The organism is Staphylococcus sp. aM (genome assembly GCF_052975125.1).
The window spans coordinates 1,553,704-1,574,351 of record NZ_CP121447.1; the positions used below are offsets into that span (position 1 = coordinate 1,553,704).

Sequence of the window (20,648 nt, forward strand, 5' to 3'; positions counted from 1 at the left end):
ATTACACCTCATCTTTATCAATATCAACTAAAATTTGTCTTGGTTTACTACCTTTTTGTGGACCAATCACTTGGTTTCTTTCAAGATCATCCATCAGTCGTGATGCTCGGTTATACCCAATTCTAAACTGTCTCTGTAATAAAGATGTACTTGCTTTTTGTTTTTCAATTACAAATAAATAGGCTTCATCATATAAGGCATCTTCACTTTTCATTTCTGACTTATCTACTGGTGCATCAGGTTCCATTTCTTTGACATAATTTGCTTGTTGTTGCTCAACAACATAGTTAACTACATCTTGAACTTCTTGGTCGCTTAAGAATGCACCTTGTATTCTTGTTTTAGTTGAATCTCCATTTCCAACGTACAACATATCACCTTTACCTAATAATTTTTCAGCTCCACCAGATCCAATGATGGTTCTTGAGTCTGTTTGAGAACTTACAGCAAAGGCAATTCTTGATGGAATATTATTTTTAATAATACCTGTGATAACATCCACTGATGGTCTTTGTGTTGCAACGATTAAATGTATACCCGCTGCACGAGCCATTTGTGTAATACGTTGAATTGCATTTTCGACTTCTTTACCAGCTACCATCATCAAGTCAGCTAATTCATCGACAATGACTACTATATAAGGTAACTCAGCTTGTTTTTCATCTAATTCTTTATTTTGTTTTCTAATAAATTGATTGTAACCCTCAATGTTTCTAGTTGATGAATGTTGGAATAAATCGTATCGTCTCTCCATTTCAGCTACTATTTTTTCCAATGCTTGTGCTGCTTTATGTGGATTAGTTACAACTGGTATTAATAAATGTGGAATACCATTGTATACATTTAATTCTACCATTTTTGGATCAATCAGCATAAGTTTTACTTCATGCGGTTTCGCGTTTAATAACAAGCTTGTAATAATTCCATTGATACATACTGATTTACCACTACCTGTAGACCCTGCTACTAACAAGTGAGGCATTTCATTTAATTGAATGGTAATAGGGTCACCTGAAATATCTCTACCCAAACCTACTTCTAATTTATCATTAGAAGGAAATTTTTCTTCTAAAACTTCTTTGAGTGCCACAAGAGAAATTTTATCATTTGGAACTTCAATCCCCACTGCTGAACGACCTGGGATTGGTGCTTCTATTCTTACATCTTTAGCTGCTAACGCTAAAGCAATATCATTATGCAAGTTTACTATTTTATTGACTTTCACACCTTGCGCGGGTTGTACCTCATATTGTGTTACTGCTGGACCTATTTTAATTTGCGTCACTTTAGCATCTACACCGAAGTTTTTCATCGTAGATTCTAGAACTTGTCCTTTTCTTTTCACTTCTGCTTTTGATGTCGATTGCTTATGTGTAGGTTGGTTTAATAATGATAATGGTGGCACTACATAAGCTGCATTCATTTCTTCTCCAGCTTCTGAAATAGAATTTTCATTATCTTCATCACTAGACTGTTGATGATTTTCTGGCTCATCTACTGTTGATGGTTGTGAAGTGTTCTGAATGTCGCTTGCCTTTGGTGACATTTGTTCTGAATCATTACTAAATGATCGTTTTTTTCGTCTAGATGGGGTAGGTTCTTGCTCAGAATCACTGTGCCCATAAATAGGAATATCACTATCTTGAGGTACTTCTGGTAAATCTGAGACATCTTTGATTTCTTCTTTATCTTTTGTACGATGTCGTTTGTCTATTCTTTCAGCTTTATCTTTAGCTCTTTGTTCTTTATTTGATTTTTTGACTTCACGTTTTTCTTTTAAATTTTGAGTGGCTGAAATACTCGATGTTCTAATATTTTCAAAAACTTTTTTAGTTACATCTCTATGGCGTAAATTAAATAATAAAATAATACTTGAAGCAACAAGTAAAACAGTTATGATAAATACGCCAATAATAGAAATAAGTGGAATAAATAATTCTAATAAATAGTATCCAATTAAGCCCCCACCAAAATTAGGAAAGTGACTATGTTTGTATGATTGATAAACGTATGATAAAACGGGTTCTCTTTCAGATACGACACCTTTACTAAAGTGATAATATAGTTGAGAAATAAATAATAATGCTACTTGTAAAGTAATCGTTCCTACCGTACGTCTTGTTTTAGGAATTTTTTTAGAATATGTGATAAATCCTGTTGCTAATAATATTAATATATATGTTAAATAACGACTCATTCCGACAAAATAATTAAAGAAACTATCTATCATTCTTCCAACGATGCCTAATTGAAAAGCACCTAAAATGACTAAAATAACCACAATGATAGCAACAATATATCTTAATGGACTCTCCGTTTGCTTTTTCTTTGTGGTTGATTTCTTTCTAGTTGTATTCGATTTTTTCTTTGTCGGCGATTTTTTCTTTGCTTGTGGCAAATTCGTACACCTTCTTTTTTTAATCTTTCGTATGTATCGTATTTATTTAAAGTTTTATTAAATAAGATGAAAGAGGTAAGGACGTCACACACATAATAGAACATCTGTATGATACAACGAATCTATCTTGATGCAGATTCGCATTTCAACATTTGTCTATTGAAGTCTGTAGTGATTGACATACTTAAACTACAAACAACGTGAGTTTGTCCTAACCTCTTTAGTTTATTTTATAATGATTATATTTCAGATATAACTGGAATAATCATTGGACGACGTTTTGTACTTTCGAAAAGTAATTTACTAATTTTATCTCTCATGTTTTGTTTGATTTCTGACCATTCAATTCGTTTTTCTTGTAAGCCAGCTTCTACAATTTCTCGCACTTTTTCTTCAGCTTCTTTTAATAATTCTTCGCTTTCTCGTACATAAACAAAGCCTCTTGACTGAATTTCAGGACCAGCAGCAATTCTACGGTTTTTAGGGTCCAGCGTTACAACAGCAATAAAAATACCATCTTCAGCTAACAAATGACGATCTCTTAATACAATATTACCGACATCTCCTACACCAATACCATCAATTAATACATTGCCAGAATGTACTTTTTCATTTAATACCATATTCTTGCCATCGTAATTGATGACATCCCCTTTTTCAACAAGGAAAATCTTTTCAGGAGCAACCCCTGCTTCAGCTGCTAACTTAGCATGCGCAATTTGCATTTTGAATTCACCTTGAACTGGTACAAAGTATTCTGGTTTCATGATGTTAATCATCATTTTTAACTCTTCCATGCAACCATGACTTGACGCATGTATTTTTTTATTATTTGGAATAATATGTGCACCAGCACGTACTAATTCATTTAATGTATCAGCTATAATGACTTCCATATTGGCAGATGCAGTAATCGCTAAGAATACTGAATCACCTTTTTCGATGTTCATAATTTTATGTTTTTGTTGAGCCATTTGACTTAACGCTTCTACAGGTTCGCCTTGCATTCCTGTCGCAATAATGATGACTTCATTTTTCGGATAATTTTCGACTTCGCTAATTGGAATAAGTAAGTCTTTAGGAATATCGAAATATCCCATTTTGCGTGCGATATTAAATGAACTTTCTAATGAACGACCTAAAAATGAGACTTTTCGATTCAATTGGCTAGCAATATTTAACACTTGTTGAATTCTTATAAAATTCGATGCATAACATGATACAATCAAACGACCTTTAACTTTTGCAAATGCATCATACATATGATGTTCGATGACATTTTCAGGTGTATTGTACCCCGGCTTTTCTGCTTCTGTAGAATCACTAATTAATGCAAATACGCCTTCTTCACCAATTTCCGCCATACGTTTGAAATCTGGAGAATATTGCCCTCTTAAACTTTGGTCAAATTTAAATTCACCAGTATAAACGATTGATCCATATGAAGTATGAATACAAATACCTAAACTATCAGGGATACTGTGTGTAGTATTAAAGAAACTAATATTCACATTTTTAAAACGCATCACAGATTCATGATTGACTGAATAGTAACGTACTTTTTTATTAATATTTCGAGACTTCATATTCTCTTTAACAAGTGCAATTGTTAATTTTGAACCATACACAGGTGCATCAACTTGTTCTAAAATATAACTTACAGCACCCATTGCATGCTCGTGACCATGTGTAAGGAATATCCCTTTTAACTTTTCTTTATTTTCAATGACATATTGAATGTCTGGTATTACTATATCTACACCTAACATTTCATCTTCTGGAAACATTAAGCCTGCATCTAGCATAAACATTTCATCGTCTACTTCAACGATATACATATTTTTCGCAATTTCTCCAACACCACCAAGTGGTATGATGCGAATGTCTTTGTTTTTTTTCTTTATTAAACTCAAAATGTTACCTCCTATAATTAATCCCCGTCCATATATAAACTCACCATTTATTATAAGTTAAAATTTGCTTGATGTACACTATTAATGCACGTCATGACTCTATATTATAATAGGATATTTGAATTCTTTGTATGAACTAAAAAAGATTGGAAACCTTTATTGGGTTTCCAATCTTGTAAGATATCATTATTTTTCATTAATTGCTTTGTGAGATGCATTAACGCGGCCTTGTTTATCAATTTCAGTTACTTTAACTTCGATTGAATCACCTAATTTTAATACATCTTCAACTTTATTAATACGCTCAGTTGAAATTTGTGAGATGTGTAATAATGCATCTTTTCCAGGGAACAATTCTACGAAGGCACCATATTTTTCAATGCGTTTAACTTTAGCATTATATACTTGACCAACTTCTGCTTCACGTGTGATTTCTTCAATAATTTCACGTGCGCGATCAATCATTTCTTGATCCACAGCACCGATGAATATTTGACCATCTTGTTCGATATCTAATTTAACACCTGTTTCATCAATAATTTCATTGATTTTTTTACCACCAGGTCCGATTACGTCTCTAATTTTTTCAGGTTTAATATTCATAGTAACCACTTTAGGTGCATATGCACTTAATTCGTTTCTTGGTTGATCAATTGTTTGTAACATATGATCCATTATCGCTAAACGACCTTGACGCGCTTGTTCTAAAGCTTCTTCAATTACTTCACGTGTTAAACCATCAATTTTAATATCCATTTGGATTGCAGTAATACCATCTTTAGTACCTGCTACTTTAAAGTCCATATCACCTAGCGCATCTTCCATACCTTGAATATCAGTTAAAATAGTATAACTATCTTCACGTGTAACTAATCCCATTGCAATTCCGGCAACTGGTGCTTTGATTGGTACACCGGCATCCATTAGCGCTAATGTTGAACCACAAATTGAAGCTTGTGATGATGAACCATTAGATTCTAATACTTCACTTACAATTCGCACTGTATAAGGGAAGTCCGATGTATCTGGAATAATATATTTAAGTGCTCTTTCACCAAGGGCACCGTGACCAATTTCACGACGTCCTGGTGCTCTTACAGGCCCAGTTTCACCTACAGAGAAGTTAGGGAAATTATAGTGATGCATGAAGCGCTTTTCTTCTTCAGGTCCTAGACCATCAATTAATTGATAATCTCCTAGAGCACCTAGTGTTAAAACAGACAATGCTTGTGTTTGACCACGAGTGAATAAGCCTGAGCCGTGCGCTCTTGGTAGAAGTCCTATTTCCGATTCTAACGGACGGATTTCATCAGGTTTACGACCATCTGGACGTATTTTTTCGTCTGCAATCAAACGTCTAACTTCTTCTTTAACTAAATCATTTAAAATAGCATATACTTCTTTAATTAACGCTTCATTATCAGGATCTTCTTCATCAATAAATTCAGCAACGATATCTTCTTTCAAAGCGTCTAAATTAATGTCACGTTGTTGTTTATCAAAAGTTAATACTGTATCTTTTAATCCTTTAGCTTCAGTTAATGATTTAACTTTTTCAACAAGTTCTTCATCTCTTTCAACTGGAATAAACTCTTGCTTTTCCGGTTGAATATAATCAATGATTTCTTGTTGGAAAGCGACTAATCGTTTAATTTCATCATGACCAAAGAAGATTGCCTCAAGCATTTCACTTTCTGTGATTTCACTCGCACCAGCTTCAACCATATTAACTGCATCTTTATGGCCTGCTACTTCTAAATCTAAACGCGATACTTCTTTTTCAGCAACAGTTGGATTAATCACATACTTGCCATCTACATATCCTACATTCACACCTGCAATAGGCCCCAAGAATGGAATATCAGACACACTTAAAGCCATTGAAGAACCAATCATAGCGGCCATTTCAGGTGAACAATCAGGGTCAGCACTAAGCACAATATTCATAATTTGAACATCATGCTTATATCCTTTAGGGAACAATGGTCGTATTGGTCTATCTATTAAACGTGCAGTTAATGTTGCGTCATCTCCTGGACGTCCTTCTCTTTTTTTAAATCCTCCAGGAATCTTACCTGCAGCGTACATTTTTTCTTCATAATTAACTGTTAATGGGAAAAAGTCACCATCACGTGGTTCCTTAGAAGCTGTAGCAGTTGATAAGACAACTGTATCACCATAACGTACTAAAACAGCACCGTTAGCTTGTTTGGCTAATTGTCCTGTCTCAATTGTTAATGATCTGCCAGCCCACTCAGTTTTAAAAACTTTCTTCTCTTGAGACATTATGAATCTCCTCTCTAAATTCTATTATCTATATCATATCATTTATTACATTTAATTTATATTAGTTCTTATTTGTTAGACAATAAAAAAAGGAAAGTACCAATCGAATGGTGCTTTCCTAATTTATTATTAAGATTAACGACGGATACCTAAAGATTTGATTAATTCACGGTAACGTTGAATATCTTTACCACGTAAGTAGTTTAATAAATGTCTACGACGACCAACCATTTTTAATAATCCACGACGTGAATGGTGATCTTTTTTGTGCTCACGTAAATGTTCGTTTAATGCAGAGATTTCTGCAGTTAAAACAGCGATTTGTACTTCTGGAGAACCAGTATCTGTTTCGTGAGTACGGTATTCTTTAATTAATTCATTTTTACGTTCTTGTGAAATTGCCATTGTCAATTTCCTCCTTTAATTTGTATACTCCTTTATCCGAGTTAGGCGTCGGAGTCTCGACCTACTAAGAAAAAGGTTGTCTCTTAGACAAGTCTGTCTTGTTTTAATCAACTTTATATATTATATGATACATCGTCTCCAAAATCAACAGATAATAAATATTTAGCACGAGCTTTGTCATCATTCATCTGCTCTACTAATGGATCGATACCATCAAATTTTATTTCAGGGCGTAAGAAATGATGCCAGTATACCACTACTCGTTCTCCATAAATATTTTCATCGAAATCAAAAATATTAACTTCTATGACAACTTCTGCTTTTGCTGGATCATGGAAAGTGGGTTTAACACCAACGTTTGCAACGCCTCGATATAATTTTTGTTCGGTGCCAATTTCCATACTTACTGCATAAACGCCTTTTTTGGGTAACAAATAATCATCACTAGGATGAACATTAGCAGTTGGGAATCCAATTGTTCGTCCACGTTTTTCACCTTGAACAACAGTACCTTTTATTTTATATAAGTAACCTAATTCCTCATTCGCTTTTTGCAATTCACCGCTTTGTAATGCATCTCTAATCGCTGTAGTAGAAATTTTTTCATCGTCTAATTCTTGTTTGCCCACTATTGTCGTATTAAATGAATCAACCTCATTTAACACCGTCATATTACCTTTACCAAATTTACCAAACGTAAAGTCAAATCCAGCAATAACTTCTTTGACATTATTTTTAATAATATATTCTTCAATAAATTCTTCAGATGTTACATTTGCAAACCTAGATGAGAAATTAATAACGATACAGTAGTCCACATCATGTGAAGCTATCATATCAATTTTGTCTGAAAGTGGTGTTAAGTAAGTCGTTCTTTTGCGTTCAGGATTTAACACAACAGATGGATGTGGATCAAACGTCATAACAGCCTTCTTCAGTCCACGAGATTGTGCCTGTTGATCTAATGTTTGAAAAACTTTATCATGCCCTTTATGCATACCATCAAAGAAACCAAACGCCATCGCAACGTTTTCATTTATTCGTTGGTCATCTTGAATTGGATGGGTAATTTCTATCACTTTCATAATAAATCTCCTTTAATTAAATACTTTTTTAGGTTTTAATTCATCTGGTTTATCTGGATGTACAATGTATATTGCCATTGCTTTTTGAGTAGAATCATCAACAAATACAAATTGGTCATTCGTTATATTTTGAAATTGTTTTTTATAAAACTTTTGACCATTCAAAATGCGTTGTTTGATTTGTTCATTATCTATATTGATTTGCGGTAAACCTTTCAAACCATATTCTATAGGAAACAATTTATCTTGTAATGCATCATGCTCATGTAATGAACGTATATCTTCAAGAGTCAGACTTTGTTCGAGGTCAAATCCCCCTGATTGGACACGTGTTAACAACGACATATGTGCTGGCAAACCTAATTTTGAACCTATATCCGTCGCTAATGTTCTAATATATGTTCCCTTACCACAATTTACTGAAATATCAAAATGACATTCGCCGTCTTTGAATCGTAAAGGGGATGTACGTGCAATATGTTTAATCGTTACATTTCTCACTGGTCGTTCCACAGTTTCATTATTGCGTGCATACTCATATAACCTTTTCCCTTTAACTTTAACCGAAGAGTACATTGGTGGAATTTGTTCTATCGTACCTTCAAACTGTCTGATAATATCGTCAACTTGAATGTCAGTTAGTTCATTTTCTTCTATTTTTTGATATTCAACTGTTTCGCCTGTCTGATCTTCTGTAGTTGTACTTCTACCAATTGTTACAGTTGCTTCATAGGATTTACCCATTTCCATAACATAATCGCTCACACGTGTTGCTGAGCCAATACATATAGGTAAGACGCCTGATACTTCAGGATCCAACGTACCCGTATGACCAACTTTTTTAGTTTTAAGTATCTTTCTTAGTTTAAAGACCACATCATGACTGGTTAATCCTCGGTCTTTATATACTGGTAATATACCGTTATACATGGTTTCACACCTTTTATTTTTCAAAATTGATATACTTATTTATTATAACATTTAACTATGAAATGGATGATATTGTTCATACTTTAATATTAAATGATTTTGATATGTATATAGCCTGAGAAACATTTTCCCAGGCTAAAATAAAATGATTATTATTTATCTTGTTTGTGTAAATCTTGGATCATACGTTCGATTTTATTACCATATTCTATTGATTCATCATATTCGAATGATAATTCTGGAATAATACGTAATCTCATACGTGAGCCAAGTTCAGATTTTATAAATCCTTTAGCTTTTTCCAATGCTTTAAAAGTATTATCTACTTCTTTTTGATTGCCTAGAACTGTTAAATAAACTTTACCTTGAGATAAGTCATTTGTTAATTCAACATCTGTAATTGTAATAAAACCAACTCTAGGATCTTTCACTTTATTATTAACGATATCCATGATTTCTTTTTTCATTTGTTCGCCAACACGTTCTGCTCTCATATTACTCATTTATTGTCACCTCTCTTATTCTTTAATTTTCAGTTTAAATAAGAGGTGAGACAAAAGACAATTATTTATTAGAACATTGTTTACCGCTCTAATATATATCGCCTGTCTCAACCTCCAAACTTCATCATAATATTAACGATTATCTTTTGATTTCAACCATTTCGAATGCTTCAATAATGTCGCCTTCTTTTAGGTCATTATATTTTTCAATCGTAATACCACATTCATAACCTTGTGCTACTTCTTTAGCATCGTCTTTGAAACGTTTTAAGGTATCTAATTCACCTTCAAATTGAACGATGCCATCACGAATGACACGTACGCCTGCATTACGAGTAATTTTACCTTCTGTAACATAACTACCTGCAATTGTACCAACTTTAGATACTTTGAATGTTTGACGTACTTCTGCTTGACCAATGACTTGTTCTTCATATTCAGGGTCAAGTAGACCTTTCATAGCTGATTCAATCTCTTCAATAACGTTATAAATAACACGGTGTAAACGCATATCTACGTTTTCTGCTTCAGCTGCACGCTTAGCACCTGCATCCGGACGTACATTAAATCCGATGATAATACCGTTTGATGCGTTGGCTAAAGTAACATCAGATTCGTTAATTGCACCTACTGCAGTGTGAATAATACGTACATTTACACCTTCAACATCTATTTTCATCAATGATGCTGCTAAAGCTTCTACAGAACCTTGAACGTCACCTTTAATAATAACGTTTAAGTCTTTCATTTCACCTTGTTTCATTTGTTCAAACAAGTTATCTAATGTAACGTTTTTACTTTCTTGACGTTGTTGAATGACACTTTCTTCATGACGTGCTTCACCTATACGACGTGCTTGTTTTTCATCTTTAAATACTACAAAGCGATCGCCTGCTTGTGGTACATCATTAATACCTGTAATTTCAACTGGTGTTGATGGACCAGCAGTTTTGATACGTTGTCCTAAGTCATTAACCATGGCACGAATACGACCATACGTATTACCTACAACAATTGAATCTCCTTGATGTAATGTACCATTTTGTACTAGTAATGATGCTGCAGGGCCTCTTGATTTATCTAATTCAGCTTCAATCACAGTACCTACTGCTTGTTTTTCAGGATTTGCTTTTAATTCTTGAACTTCTGCAACTAATCCAATCATTTCTAGTAAACTATCGATACCTTCACCACTTAATGCTGATAGTGGTACGAAAATCGTATCGCCACCCCAGTCTTCTGGGATTAAACCGTACTCTGTTAATTCTTGCATTACACGGTCAGGGTTTGCTGTTGGCTTATCTATTTTATTAACTGCAACAATTGTAGGAACATTCGCTTCTTTAGCGTGATTGATTGCTTCAATTGTTTGAGGCATAACACCATCGTCGGCAGCTACTACAAGAATTGTTATATCTGTAACTTGAGCACCACGTGCACGCATTGTAGTGAATGCTGCGTGTCCAGGTGTATCAAGGAAAGTAATTTTTTTACCTTCATTTTCGATTTGGTAAGCACCAATATGTTGTGTGATACCGCCCGCTTCGCCTGCAGTAACTTTTGTATGACGAATTGAATCTAATAACGTTGTTTTACCATGGTCAACATGTCCCATAATAGTAACAACTGCAGGACGTTCGATAGCATCTGGATCTTCAGTTTCATCGTCGAAGTAAATAGATAAATCTTCTTCTTCGATAATGACTTCTTCTTCAATTTCAACACCGTAATCATCTGCAATTAACTCAAGCGTCTCTTGGTCTAATGATTGGTTAATATTTGCAACAATACCTAATAAGAATAATTTCTTAACTATACCTGAAGATTCAACATTCAATTTATCTGCTAATTCTCCTACTGTGATGCCTTCTTGATAAGTAATTTTAGATGGCATTTCTTTAGGTTCTGCTTGTTGTGGAGAACTTTGCTTTTGATTATTCTTTTTATTATTTTTGTTGTTTTTGTTATTTTTATTATTCTTCTTATTGTTGTTGTTATTTTGATTATTTTGTTGTTTACCTTTGTTGTTATTATTCTGCTTGTTTTGATTATTTGATTTATTATTATTTTGTTTTTGGTTATTTTGTTGCTTATTTTCAGATTTATTGTGATTATTTTGAGTATTCTTTTGTGTTTCGTTACTTTGTCCTGGTTTGAACTTTTTGTCTAAAGCTTTAATTTGGTCATCTTCTAAAGCTTGCATATGGTTCGACACTTCAACGTTCATACTCTTTAATTCATCTATAATCTCTTTACTCTTTAGATTTAATTCTTTCGCATATTCGTAAATTCTTTGTTTACTCATATAATCACTCCTCACGATATTCATCTATCATAGACAGCAACTTTTTGGCAAAACCTTGATCTGTAATGCCAACGTTGACTCTCTCGCCTTTACCAAGTGCTATCCCTAATTCTTCTCTTGTTCCAAATACCCTTAAAGGCACTTTATAACTCGAAGTTTTATTCTTAATTAATTTCGTAGTGTTTGGAGAAGCATCATTAGCTAATATAACTAATTTAATATTGCCCTTTTGCATATCACTGACAATAACTGATTCACCCGTTTTCACTTTACCTGCTCTCATCGCAAGACCTAAAAAATTAAATATCTTCTCATTAATCATTTTGTTGGAATCTCTTCTCTATAAATTAAACGAATAACCTCTTTATATACAGGCTCTAATTGCTCTTTTGAAGCTTTAAAATATTTTTCTAAAACCTCTTTTTGTTGTGCTTTTTCTACTAATTGAACATCTTTTGAAACATAGGCACCATGGCCTTGTTTTTTACCAGTAGCATCAGCAAATATTTCGCCTTCTTTATTAATCACAACTCTAATCATATCTTTCTTAGGATGCATTTCATTAGATATGATACATTTACGCATTGGAATTTTTTTCTTTTTCATGTTCAATCATCACTCCAAACTATTTTTCTGTATCTTTATCTTCAGTAGTTACTTCATCCGTTTCTTCTAACGATTCATCAGTTTCTGCTGCTAATTCTGCAGTAGTTAAATTTGATTCCTCTAAATTCACATCATCAAATTCAATATCCTCATCACCTGAATTTACAACTTCATCAGCGATTTCTTCTGATTCAATAACAGGATAAACGCCTGCATCACGTGCATCACTTTCAGATTTTATATCAATTTTCCAACCAGTTAATTTAGCTGCTAAACGTGCGTTTTGACCACGTTTACCAATTGCTAAAGATAATTGATAATCTGGAACGACCACTACTGTTGATTGATTTTCTTCATCTACGATAACCTCTAACACTTGTGATGGACTTAAAGCATTTCTTACAAACACTTTAGGATCTTCGTTCCATTGAACAATATCAATCTTTTCACCACCAAGTTCTTCAACTACAGCTTCAACTCGAGCACCTTTTGAACCCACACATGCACCTACTGCATCGATTTCAGGGTTTTCAGAGTAAACACTGATTTTAGAACGATCGCCTGCTTCACGTGCAACTGATTTAACGATAACGGTACCATCAAAGATTTCAGGTACTTCTTGTTCAAATAATCGTTTTAAAAGGCCTGGATGACTTCTTGACACGTAAATTTGAGGTCCTTTAGTTGTTTGTTCAACCTTATTAACGAAGACTTTAATTCTTTCGTTAGGAATATAGCTTTCATTAGGACTTCTCTCTGCTTCAGATAATACTGCTTCAATACGACCTAAATTAACATAAACATATCTATGGTCTACACGGTCAATCACACCAGTTAAAATATCTTCTTCTTTATCGATAAATTCATCATAAAGAATTTCTCTTTCAGCATCTCTTAAACGTTGCATGACTGCTTGTTTAGCTGCTTGAGCACCAACACGTCCGAAATCTTGTGGTGTCACATCTTCTTCATATATGTCACCAATTTCATATGCTGGATTTTTAACTAGTGCAGTACTAATATCAACTTCTTCTCTATCATCGAATACTTCTTCGACAACTTCTTTTCTCGCAATTACTTTGAAAGTACCTTCATCCATATTAAGTTCTACCCTTACATTTCTGGCACTATCATAATTTTTCTTGTAAGCAGTAATTAAAGCTGCTTCAATGGCATCAATTAATACTTCTCTCGGAATTTTCTTTTCCTTTTCTAAATATTCAGTTGCTAATAATAATTCATTACTTGACACGGCTCTTCCTCCTCACCACGTTATAGCATTACTGCATGACGTGCTTTTGCAATTTTATTGCGTGGTATCTCTATCGTTTTTGTTTTAGATTTCTCTTTTACTTCTATTAATATAATATCCTCTTTGACTTCTTTTAAAATACCTAACCATTCTTTTTCATTTTCGATTGGTACATAAAGTGAAATAAAAATGGGATGTGATACTGCATTTTTAAGCGCTTTCTCATTCTTGATAGGTCTTTCTGCGCCTGGTGATGCTACATCTAAGTAATACATTTCAGGTATTGGATCATTTGCATCCATAGCTTCGCTTATTTTTTCTGAGGCTAACGTACAATCATTAAGATCAACGCCACCTTCTTTGTCTATTGAAATTCTTAAAAAATGATCTTTACCTTCTTTAACGTATTCAATTTCAACTAGTTCAAAGCTAAGCTCATCTAATACGGGTTGAATAATAGGTTCAACTTGTTCAGCTATTTTACTCATACAGGCCTCCCTTTTAGGCAAATAGAAAAGAGCGGGTATATGCCCACTCTTTTGCCTGAGTTACTAATTTTTTAAGCAAGTTAAGTATACCATAAGTTATGCAAGTAAACAAATCACACCCTAACAAATGGGATCTTAACTATATTTACATAAAAAATTAATTCACTTATTTGTTTTTTACATTACATATCAAAAATAGATAATTGTGCTTTATCAGGTAATCCTGGTAATGAACCTAAATCATCTAAGTATTCAATAACTTTTTGTGATAAACCTGCTTTTTTGTTTAAATCTTCTTTAGATAAAAACGGCCCTTCTTCTCTTGCTTCAACAATTCTTTTGGCAACATTTTCACCAAGACCTGGTACTGCTATAAATGGTGGAATCAATGAATCATCTTCTATAATGAAATCAAACGCTTGGCTTTTTTCTAAACTAATCGGTTGCATACGGTAACCTCGATGAGCCATTTCATTCATTATTTCTAATACTGTTAATACATCTTTTTCTTTTTTACCTAAATCCATATAGCGAGAGTACATATCTTTTACAGTGTTTTTAATACCTGTTTTATCTTTAATCATAGTAATTAAATCAAAATCAGATGCTCTAACTGTAAAGTAAGACGCATAATAATATAAAGGATGATGTACCTTAAAGTATGCGATACGGACTGCCATTAATACATAGGCTGCCGCATGGGCTTTAGGGAACATGTATTTGATTTTACGACAAGAATCTAGATACCAATCAGGAACGTCATTTTCTTTCATAGCTTCAACCATTTCATCAGTTAAGCCACGTCCTTTACGTACGAACTCCATTGTTTTGAAGGCCATTGATGGTTCTAATCCTGCATACATCAGATATACCATGATATCATCACGACAACCAATAACTGATGATAAATCACAGATACCTGCACGGATTAATTCTTGTGCGTTACCTAACCAAACATCTGTACCATGTGATAGTCCAGAAATTTGTACTAATTCAGAAAATGTTGTTGGTTTAGTATCTTCAAGCATTTGTCTTACAAATCCTGTACCAAATTCCGGTACACCAAATGTCCCTGTTTTACATAAAATGTCTTCTTCAGTCACACCTAAACTTTCTGGACTACTAAATATTTTCATAGTTTCTTTATCGTCGACAGGAATCGTTTTAGGATCAATGCCGGATAAATCTTGTAGCATACGTATCATAGTTGGATCATCGTGTCCAAGTATATCGAGTTTTAAGACGTTATCATGGATAGAATGGAAATCAAAATGTGTTGTCATCCAAGCAGAACTTTGGTCATCTGCTGGATATTGTATAGGTGTAAAATCATAAATATCCATGTAGTCTGGAACTACGATAATACCACCAGGGTGTTGTCCAGTTGTACGTTTAACACCTGTACAACCCTTAACTAATCGATCCACTTCAGCACCACGTTTATGAATACCTTGGTCATTTAGATAACCTTTAACAAATCCAAATGCGGTTTTTTCGGCAACTGTACCAATTGTTCCTGCACGGAATACTTTATCTTCACCGAATAATACTTTTGTATAGTTATGTGCATTAGGTTGATACTCACCGCTGAAGTTTAAGTCGATATCTGGTACTTTATCTCCTTTAAATCCTAAGAACGTTTCGAAAGGTATATCTTGTCCCTCTTTAATCAGTTCATTACCACATTCAGGACATTTTTTATCAGGTAAATCGAATCCCGAACCTACAGAACCATCGTCGAAAAACTCACTCGTTTTACAATGCGTACAAATATAATGTGGGGGAAGTGGGTTAACTTCAGTGATTTCTGTCATAGTCGCTACAAAGCTTGATCCTACAGAACCACGTGAACCTACCAAGTAACCATCATCTAAAGATTTTTTAACCAAGCGTTGTGAAATAAGGTATATAACTGAGAAACCATTCCCTATAATACTATCTAATTCTTTCTCTAGACGATCAATTACAATTTGAGGTAAATCCTCACCATATAACTTTTTAGCATTGCTATAACTTAATTCTCTAATTTCTTCATTCGCACCATCCATTCGTGGTGTATATAATTTATCTTTAATTGGTACGACACGTTCAATTCGATCTGCTAAGGCATTAGTATTGGTTACAACTAACTCATAAGCCTTTTCTTCACCTAAGAAATGCAATTCATCCAACATTTCATCAGTTGTTCTAAAATGTGCTTCTGGTAAAGTTGAACGATTCAATGGATTCCCCGGTTGAGAAGCAATTAAAATTTTACGAGCAATAGCATCATGCTCATATAAATAGTGTGCATTACCAGTTGCAATAACTGGAATATTAGCACTTTTACCTGCTTCTATTAAACGGTGATAAATTTCATGAAGTGTTTCTGTATCTCTAATGAGTTCACGATCAATAAGGTCTTGGTAAAGCGCAGGAGGCTGTACCTCAATAAAGTCATAATACTTCGCTATTTTTTCTACTTCTGATTGATCTCTTTGCATGACAGCTGTAAATAGTTCACCTTCATCACATGCCGTTCCGACTAGCAGACCTTCTCTATATTCATTTAATAAAGACCTTGGTATTCTTGGCGTTCTATAATAGTACGTTACCAATGATTCACTCACGATTTTGAATAGATTTTTTAAACCTTGTTGATTTTGGACGATTAATGTGACGTGTGATGGTCTAGCACGTTTATATGCATCTTCGTTAGATAATTTTTGATTAATATCTATATGATTAGTTACCCCAAGTTCTTTCATTTGTTGAACCATTTTGATAAAAATGTACGCAGTAGCTTCAGTGTCATATATCGCTCTATGATGTTGTGTTAAGTCGACACCATATTTTTTGGCAAGGAAATTCAATCCATGCTTACCATACTCTGTGTTTATAGTACGAGATAATTCTAATGTATCAATTACACCGTTTGTTGAAGGACCAAATCCGAGGCGTTCATAACCCGTATCAATGAACCCCATATCGAATGACGCGTTATGCGCCACGAATATAGCATCTCCTACCCATTCTTTAAAATCAGTAAGTACATCTTCTATTTCAGGAGCATCAGTTAACATATCATCAGTAATATGCGTTAAATTAATAATTGTTTCTGATAATTTCTCATGAGGATTACTAAATCTTTCAAACTTATCTATGATTTCTCCATTATGTACTTTGACAGCTGCTAATTCTATAATTTTGTCATATTGATTTGATAAACCAGTCGTTTCTACGTCAAAAACAACATATGTAGCATCTTTTAAATCGCGATCTGTAGGTTTGTAAGCGATAGGTACACCATCATCCACTAACATACCTTCCATACCATATATCATTTTGATACCGTGTTTTTCAGCCGCAGCATGAGCATCAGGAAATGCTTGAACAACATTATGGTCTGTAACAGCAATCGCTTGATGACCCCATTCAGCCGCTTGTGCTACATAGCCACCAATATTGGGTATACCATCCATTTGGCTCATTGATGTATGTAAATGAAATTCAACCCTTTTATCTTCTGCCTTATCTTTTTTAGGTGATTTTTTAATTTCTTCAATATCGGACATCATCATCACTAAATCTCTAACAAACGTATCTTCTTCAATACGGCCTTGTGCACGAACCCACTTTCCTACACTTAAGGCTTTAAAATGATCTAAATCATTTTTATTTTTACGAGTAAACATTTTTAACACTAGTGAATCTGTATAATCTGTCACTTTTAATTCTACGATATGACGTCCACTTTTCAATTCTTTTAAATTAATATCAAAAATAACACCTTCAATAGCTACTTTAAATTCTTCTTCTATAATCGATTCTATAGATCGTAAATTTTCAACTTGAATTGGTTTACCAATTTGACATTTATCTACATCGCTCTCGTTATTATCTTGTTGTTTTGCTTTTTCTGCTTTCATTTTTTCAAGTTTTTCAGTAGCTTCACGCGCACTTTGTTCATCTTCTTCTTGAATATGTGCTTCTAAAGATGCTAAATCTTCATCATGGTTAGTATTATCTGTTTCAAATACTACTTTATCGATTTTAAATCCACATTTTTTAAAAGCAGCTACTAAACTACCATTACATGCTTTATCAAAATGGTTTCTTTCAATATCATTAGAAACCATAACTTTTAGAACATTACCTGACATAATCAAGCGCTTTTGTTTTAACTGCCCTTTTACTTTAGGAGATAAGGCAGTTTGATCGATACAATGTGCAAAATATTTAATTGCCTGTTCATCTTGATTATCAGTGTTTTCAATCGTGAAATGACAACTTACATCGGCTATTTCTTTAAATTCTTCCACAATCGCATGATTAAAAAGTAAATAATCTTCATGAGATAAGAAATATGGCAATGTAATATGAAATTCCCATGTTCTATTTTTACTTGAGACATCAATTCTAGTTAGTTCACCTTGCGCTAATATTTCTGAATCTAATTGATTAGAAATTTTTATTTGATCAGCAAGTACTTTAAATTTTTCTTGATTTGTCATTGCCAATGTGAAAACCACCTTAAATATATACTTCTTTAACATTATTTGAACTAGTCATTTGGAATTATGAAATCAATCATACAAATTATACTGATGAATCATTTGAAGTTCAAAGCAAATTTATATTTTATTATACGCTTAATTGGTATAGATTTCATCGATATGAATTAAATACTTTTTACGAAAAATAAGGAGCGGACAAGAATTCGTATTGAATCCATCATCGCACTCCCAATACATGAAACCTATAAGGTCAAATGCTCATTTTTAGTTTAAAGTTAAATACAAATCATTAATATAATTTTCTAAATCGTCAATATGAATCTCTTCACTTTCACCTGTTGAACGTTGTTTAACTTCTACAATACCTTCTTCAGCACGTTTACCAACAACAACTCGTATTGGTAATCCTATTAAATCCGCATCGTTAAATTTAACACCCGCACGTTCTTGGCGATCATCATATAGTACATCATAGTTATTCATTAACTGATCATATAATTGGTTACCTAACTCACGTTGGTCCTCTTTTTTAGGATTAATTGTAATTAAATGTAAATCAAATGGTGTAACAGATTTAGGCCAAATAATACCATTATCGTCATGATGCTGTTCTACTATAGCACTTAATGTTCTAGACACACCAATACCATAACAACCCATAATAAGTGGTTGTGCTTTACCTTGATTATCTAAGAACGTCGCATTCATTGTTTCAGAATATTTAGTTCCAAGTTTAAATACTTGTCCAACCTCAATCCCTTCAGCGAATTGTGCATTTCCAGAACCATCACTTAATGGTTCACCTTCTAAAATAAATCTAAAGTCTCCAAACTCGTCAACTTTAAAATCACGATCTAATTGTGCATTTTCGAAATGATATCCATCTTCATTTGCACCAATCACAAAATTATTTAAGTCTTGAACAAAATTGTCAGCATAGATTTTGATATCTTTATCATGAATAGGACCTAATGAACCTGGATGTGCTCCCACAATATTAATAATCTCATCTTGGTTTGCCATTTCAATTTGGTCTGTACCAAAATAAGCTTTTAATTTCACATCATTTAATTCATGATGTCCTCTTATAAGTACCATGATAAATTCGCCATCAACTTTGCAAATCATTGTTTTCACAATTTCATCTAACGGACGTTTTAAGTATTTAGCTACTTCTTCGGCAGTTTTAATATTAGGCGTTTCTATCTTTTTCAATTCAGCAACTTCAGTATTTTTAGGGTTAGCTGTATAAACAACTTCTGCTTTTTCAATGTTTGCAGCATAATCACTTTCATTACTATAAACGATAGTATCTTCGCCAATTTCACTTAACGCCATAAATTCATGTGTATGGTTACCGCCTATTGCACCTGAATCTGCTACAACAGGACGTGCATTGATGCCTACTCGTTTAAAGATACGATCATACGCGTTATACATATCTTGATACGTTTCATCTAATGATGCTTCATCCGCATGGAAAGAATAAGCATCTTTCATGATAAATTCCCTACCACGAAGTAACCCAAAACGAGGGCGTTGTTCATCTCTAAATTTAGATTGGATTTGGAATAACGTTAGAGGTAAACGTTTATATGACTTTAACTCATCTCTAACAAGTGATGTCACCACTTCTTCATGAGTTGGTCCTAATGCAAACTCACGTCCGTTACGGTCTTTTAAACGCATTAATTCTGGACCATATGCACCCCAACGGCCTGATTCTTCCCATAATTCAGCTTGTTGAAGCGCCGGCATTAATATTTCAACCGCATCTACTTTTTCCATTTCTTCACGTATAATCTTAGAAATATTATTAAGAACACGTGTAGCTAATGGTAAGTAGCTATATATCCCACTTGTACTTTGTTTAATTAAGCCTGCTTTCAATAATAAACGATGACTTAAAGCTTCAGCTTCTGCTGGCACTTCTCTCATAGTTGGTATAAAAACTTTAGATTGTTTCATAGTTACATTGCCT

13 protein-coding genes and 2 pseudogenes are annotated in these 20,648 nt (G+C 33.6%); all 15 read right to left on the minus strand.

Annotated elements, in window-relative coordinates:
- Position 1 precedes the first annotated feature (1 nt).
- Positions 2–1,453: pseudogene (locus P7F85_RS07575) on the minus strand (DNA translocase FtsK); the annotation flags it as partial.
- Positions 1,454–1,564: 111 nt separating this feature from the next.
- A pseudogene (locus tag P7F85_RS07580) lies at positions 1,565–2,398 on the minus strand (cell division protein FtsK); the annotation flags it as partial.
- Positions 2,399–2,637: 239 nt separating this feature from the next.
- Positions 2,638–4,311, minus strand: coding sequence for a ribonuclease J2 (rnjB, locus tag P7F85_RS07585; protein WP_015365069.1), 1,674 nt, complete (start codon positions 4,309–4,311; stop codon positions 2,638–2,640).
- A 186-nt stretch (positions 4,312–4,497) separates the two neighbouring features.
- On the minus strand, positions 4,498–6,597 hold the full coding sequence (gene pnp, locus P7F85_RS07590) for a polyribonucleotide nucleotidyltransferase (RefSeq protein WP_270251444.1): 2,100 nt from the start codon (positions 6,595–6,597) through the stop codon (positions 4,498–4,500).
- A 135-nt stretch (positions 6,598–6,732) separates the two neighbouring features.
- Positions 6,733–7,002: a 30S ribosomal protein S15 gene (gene rpsO / locus P7F85_RS07595; RefSeq protein WP_002450539.1), complete on the minus strand. Its 270-nt coding sequence runs from the start codon at positions 7,000–7,002 to the stop codon at positions 6,733–6,735.
- 113 nt (positions 7,003–7,115) lie between these two features.
- Positions 7,116–8,087 carry a riboflavin biosynthesis protein RibF gene (ribF, locus tag P7F85_RS07600; RefSeq protein WP_002466033.1) on the minus strand — a complete coding sequence of 324 codons (972 nt, stop codon included), beginning with the start codon at positions 8,085–8,087 and terminating at the stop codon, positions 7,116–7,118.
- Between the two features lie 12 nt (positions 8,088–8,099).
- Positions 8,100–9,017, minus strand: a complete 918-nt coding sequence (gene truB / locus P7F85_RS07605) for a tRNA pseudouridine(55) synthase TruB (protein WP_002466042.1) — start codon at positions 9,015–9,017, stop codon at positions 8,100–8,102.
- Positions 9,018–9,169: 152 nt separating this feature from the next.
- Positions 9,170–9,520 carry a 30S ribosome-binding factor RbfA gene (gene rbfA / locus P7F85_RS07610; protein WP_002466047.1) on the minus strand — a complete coding sequence of 117 codons (351 nt, stop codon included), beginning with the start codon at positions 9,518–9,520 and terminating at the stop codon, positions 9,170–9,172.
- Between the two features lie 139 nt (positions 9,521–9,659).
- On the minus strand, positions 9,660–11,825 hold the full coding sequence (gene infB / locus P7F85_RS07615; RefSeq protein WP_015365072.1) for a translation initiation factor IF-2: 2,166 nt from the start codon (positions 11,823–11,825) through the stop codon (positions 9,660–9,662).
- Between the two features lie 4 nt (positions 11,826–11,829).
- Positions 11,830–12,147 (minus strand): L7Ae/L30e/S12e/Gadd45 family ribosomal protein, encoded by a 318-nt coding sequence (locus tag P7F85_RS07620; RefSeq protein WP_002466040.1) that lies wholly within the window; start codon positions 12,145–12,147, stop codon positions 11,830–11,832.
- Positions 12,144–12,431 (minus strand): RNase P modulator RnpM, encoded by a 288-nt coding sequence (rnpM, locus tag P7F85_RS07625; RefSeq protein ID WP_046464369.1) that lies wholly within the window; start codon positions 12,429–12,431, stop codon positions 12,144–12,146. The genes P7F85_RS07620 and rnpM overlap by 4 nt, the downstream gene beginning before the upstream one ends.
- A 19-nt stretch (positions 12,432–12,450) precedes the next feature.
- Entirely contained in the window at positions 12,451–13,683 is a 1,233-nt protein-coding gene (gene nusA, locus P7F85_RS07630) for a transcription termination factor NusA (protein WP_015365073.1), read from the minus strand.
- Between the two features lie 20 nt (positions 13,684–13,703).
- A complete protein-coding gene (gene rimP / locus P7F85_RS07635; RefSeq protein ID WP_002466062.1) occupies positions 13,704–14,171 on the minus strand; it encodes a ribosome maturation factor RimP in 468 nt (155 codons plus the stop codon).
- Positions 14,172–14,353: 182 nt separating this feature from the next.
- The gene (locus tag P7F85_RS07640; protein WP_103286318.1) at positions 14,354–18,664 is read right to left on the minus strand and encodes a PolC-type DNA polymerase III; all 4,311 of its coding nucleotides are present in this window, start codon (positions 18,662–18,664) and stop codon (positions 14,354–14,356) included.
- A gap of 267 nt (positions 18,665–18,931) precedes the next feature.
- Positions 18,932–20,635 (minus strand): proline--tRNA ligase, encoded by a 1,704-nt coding sequence (locus tag P7F85_RS07645; protein ID WP_002466052.1) that lies wholly within the window; start codon positions 20,633–20,635, stop codon positions 18,932–18,934.
- Positions 20,636–20,648: the final 13 nt, after the last annotated feature.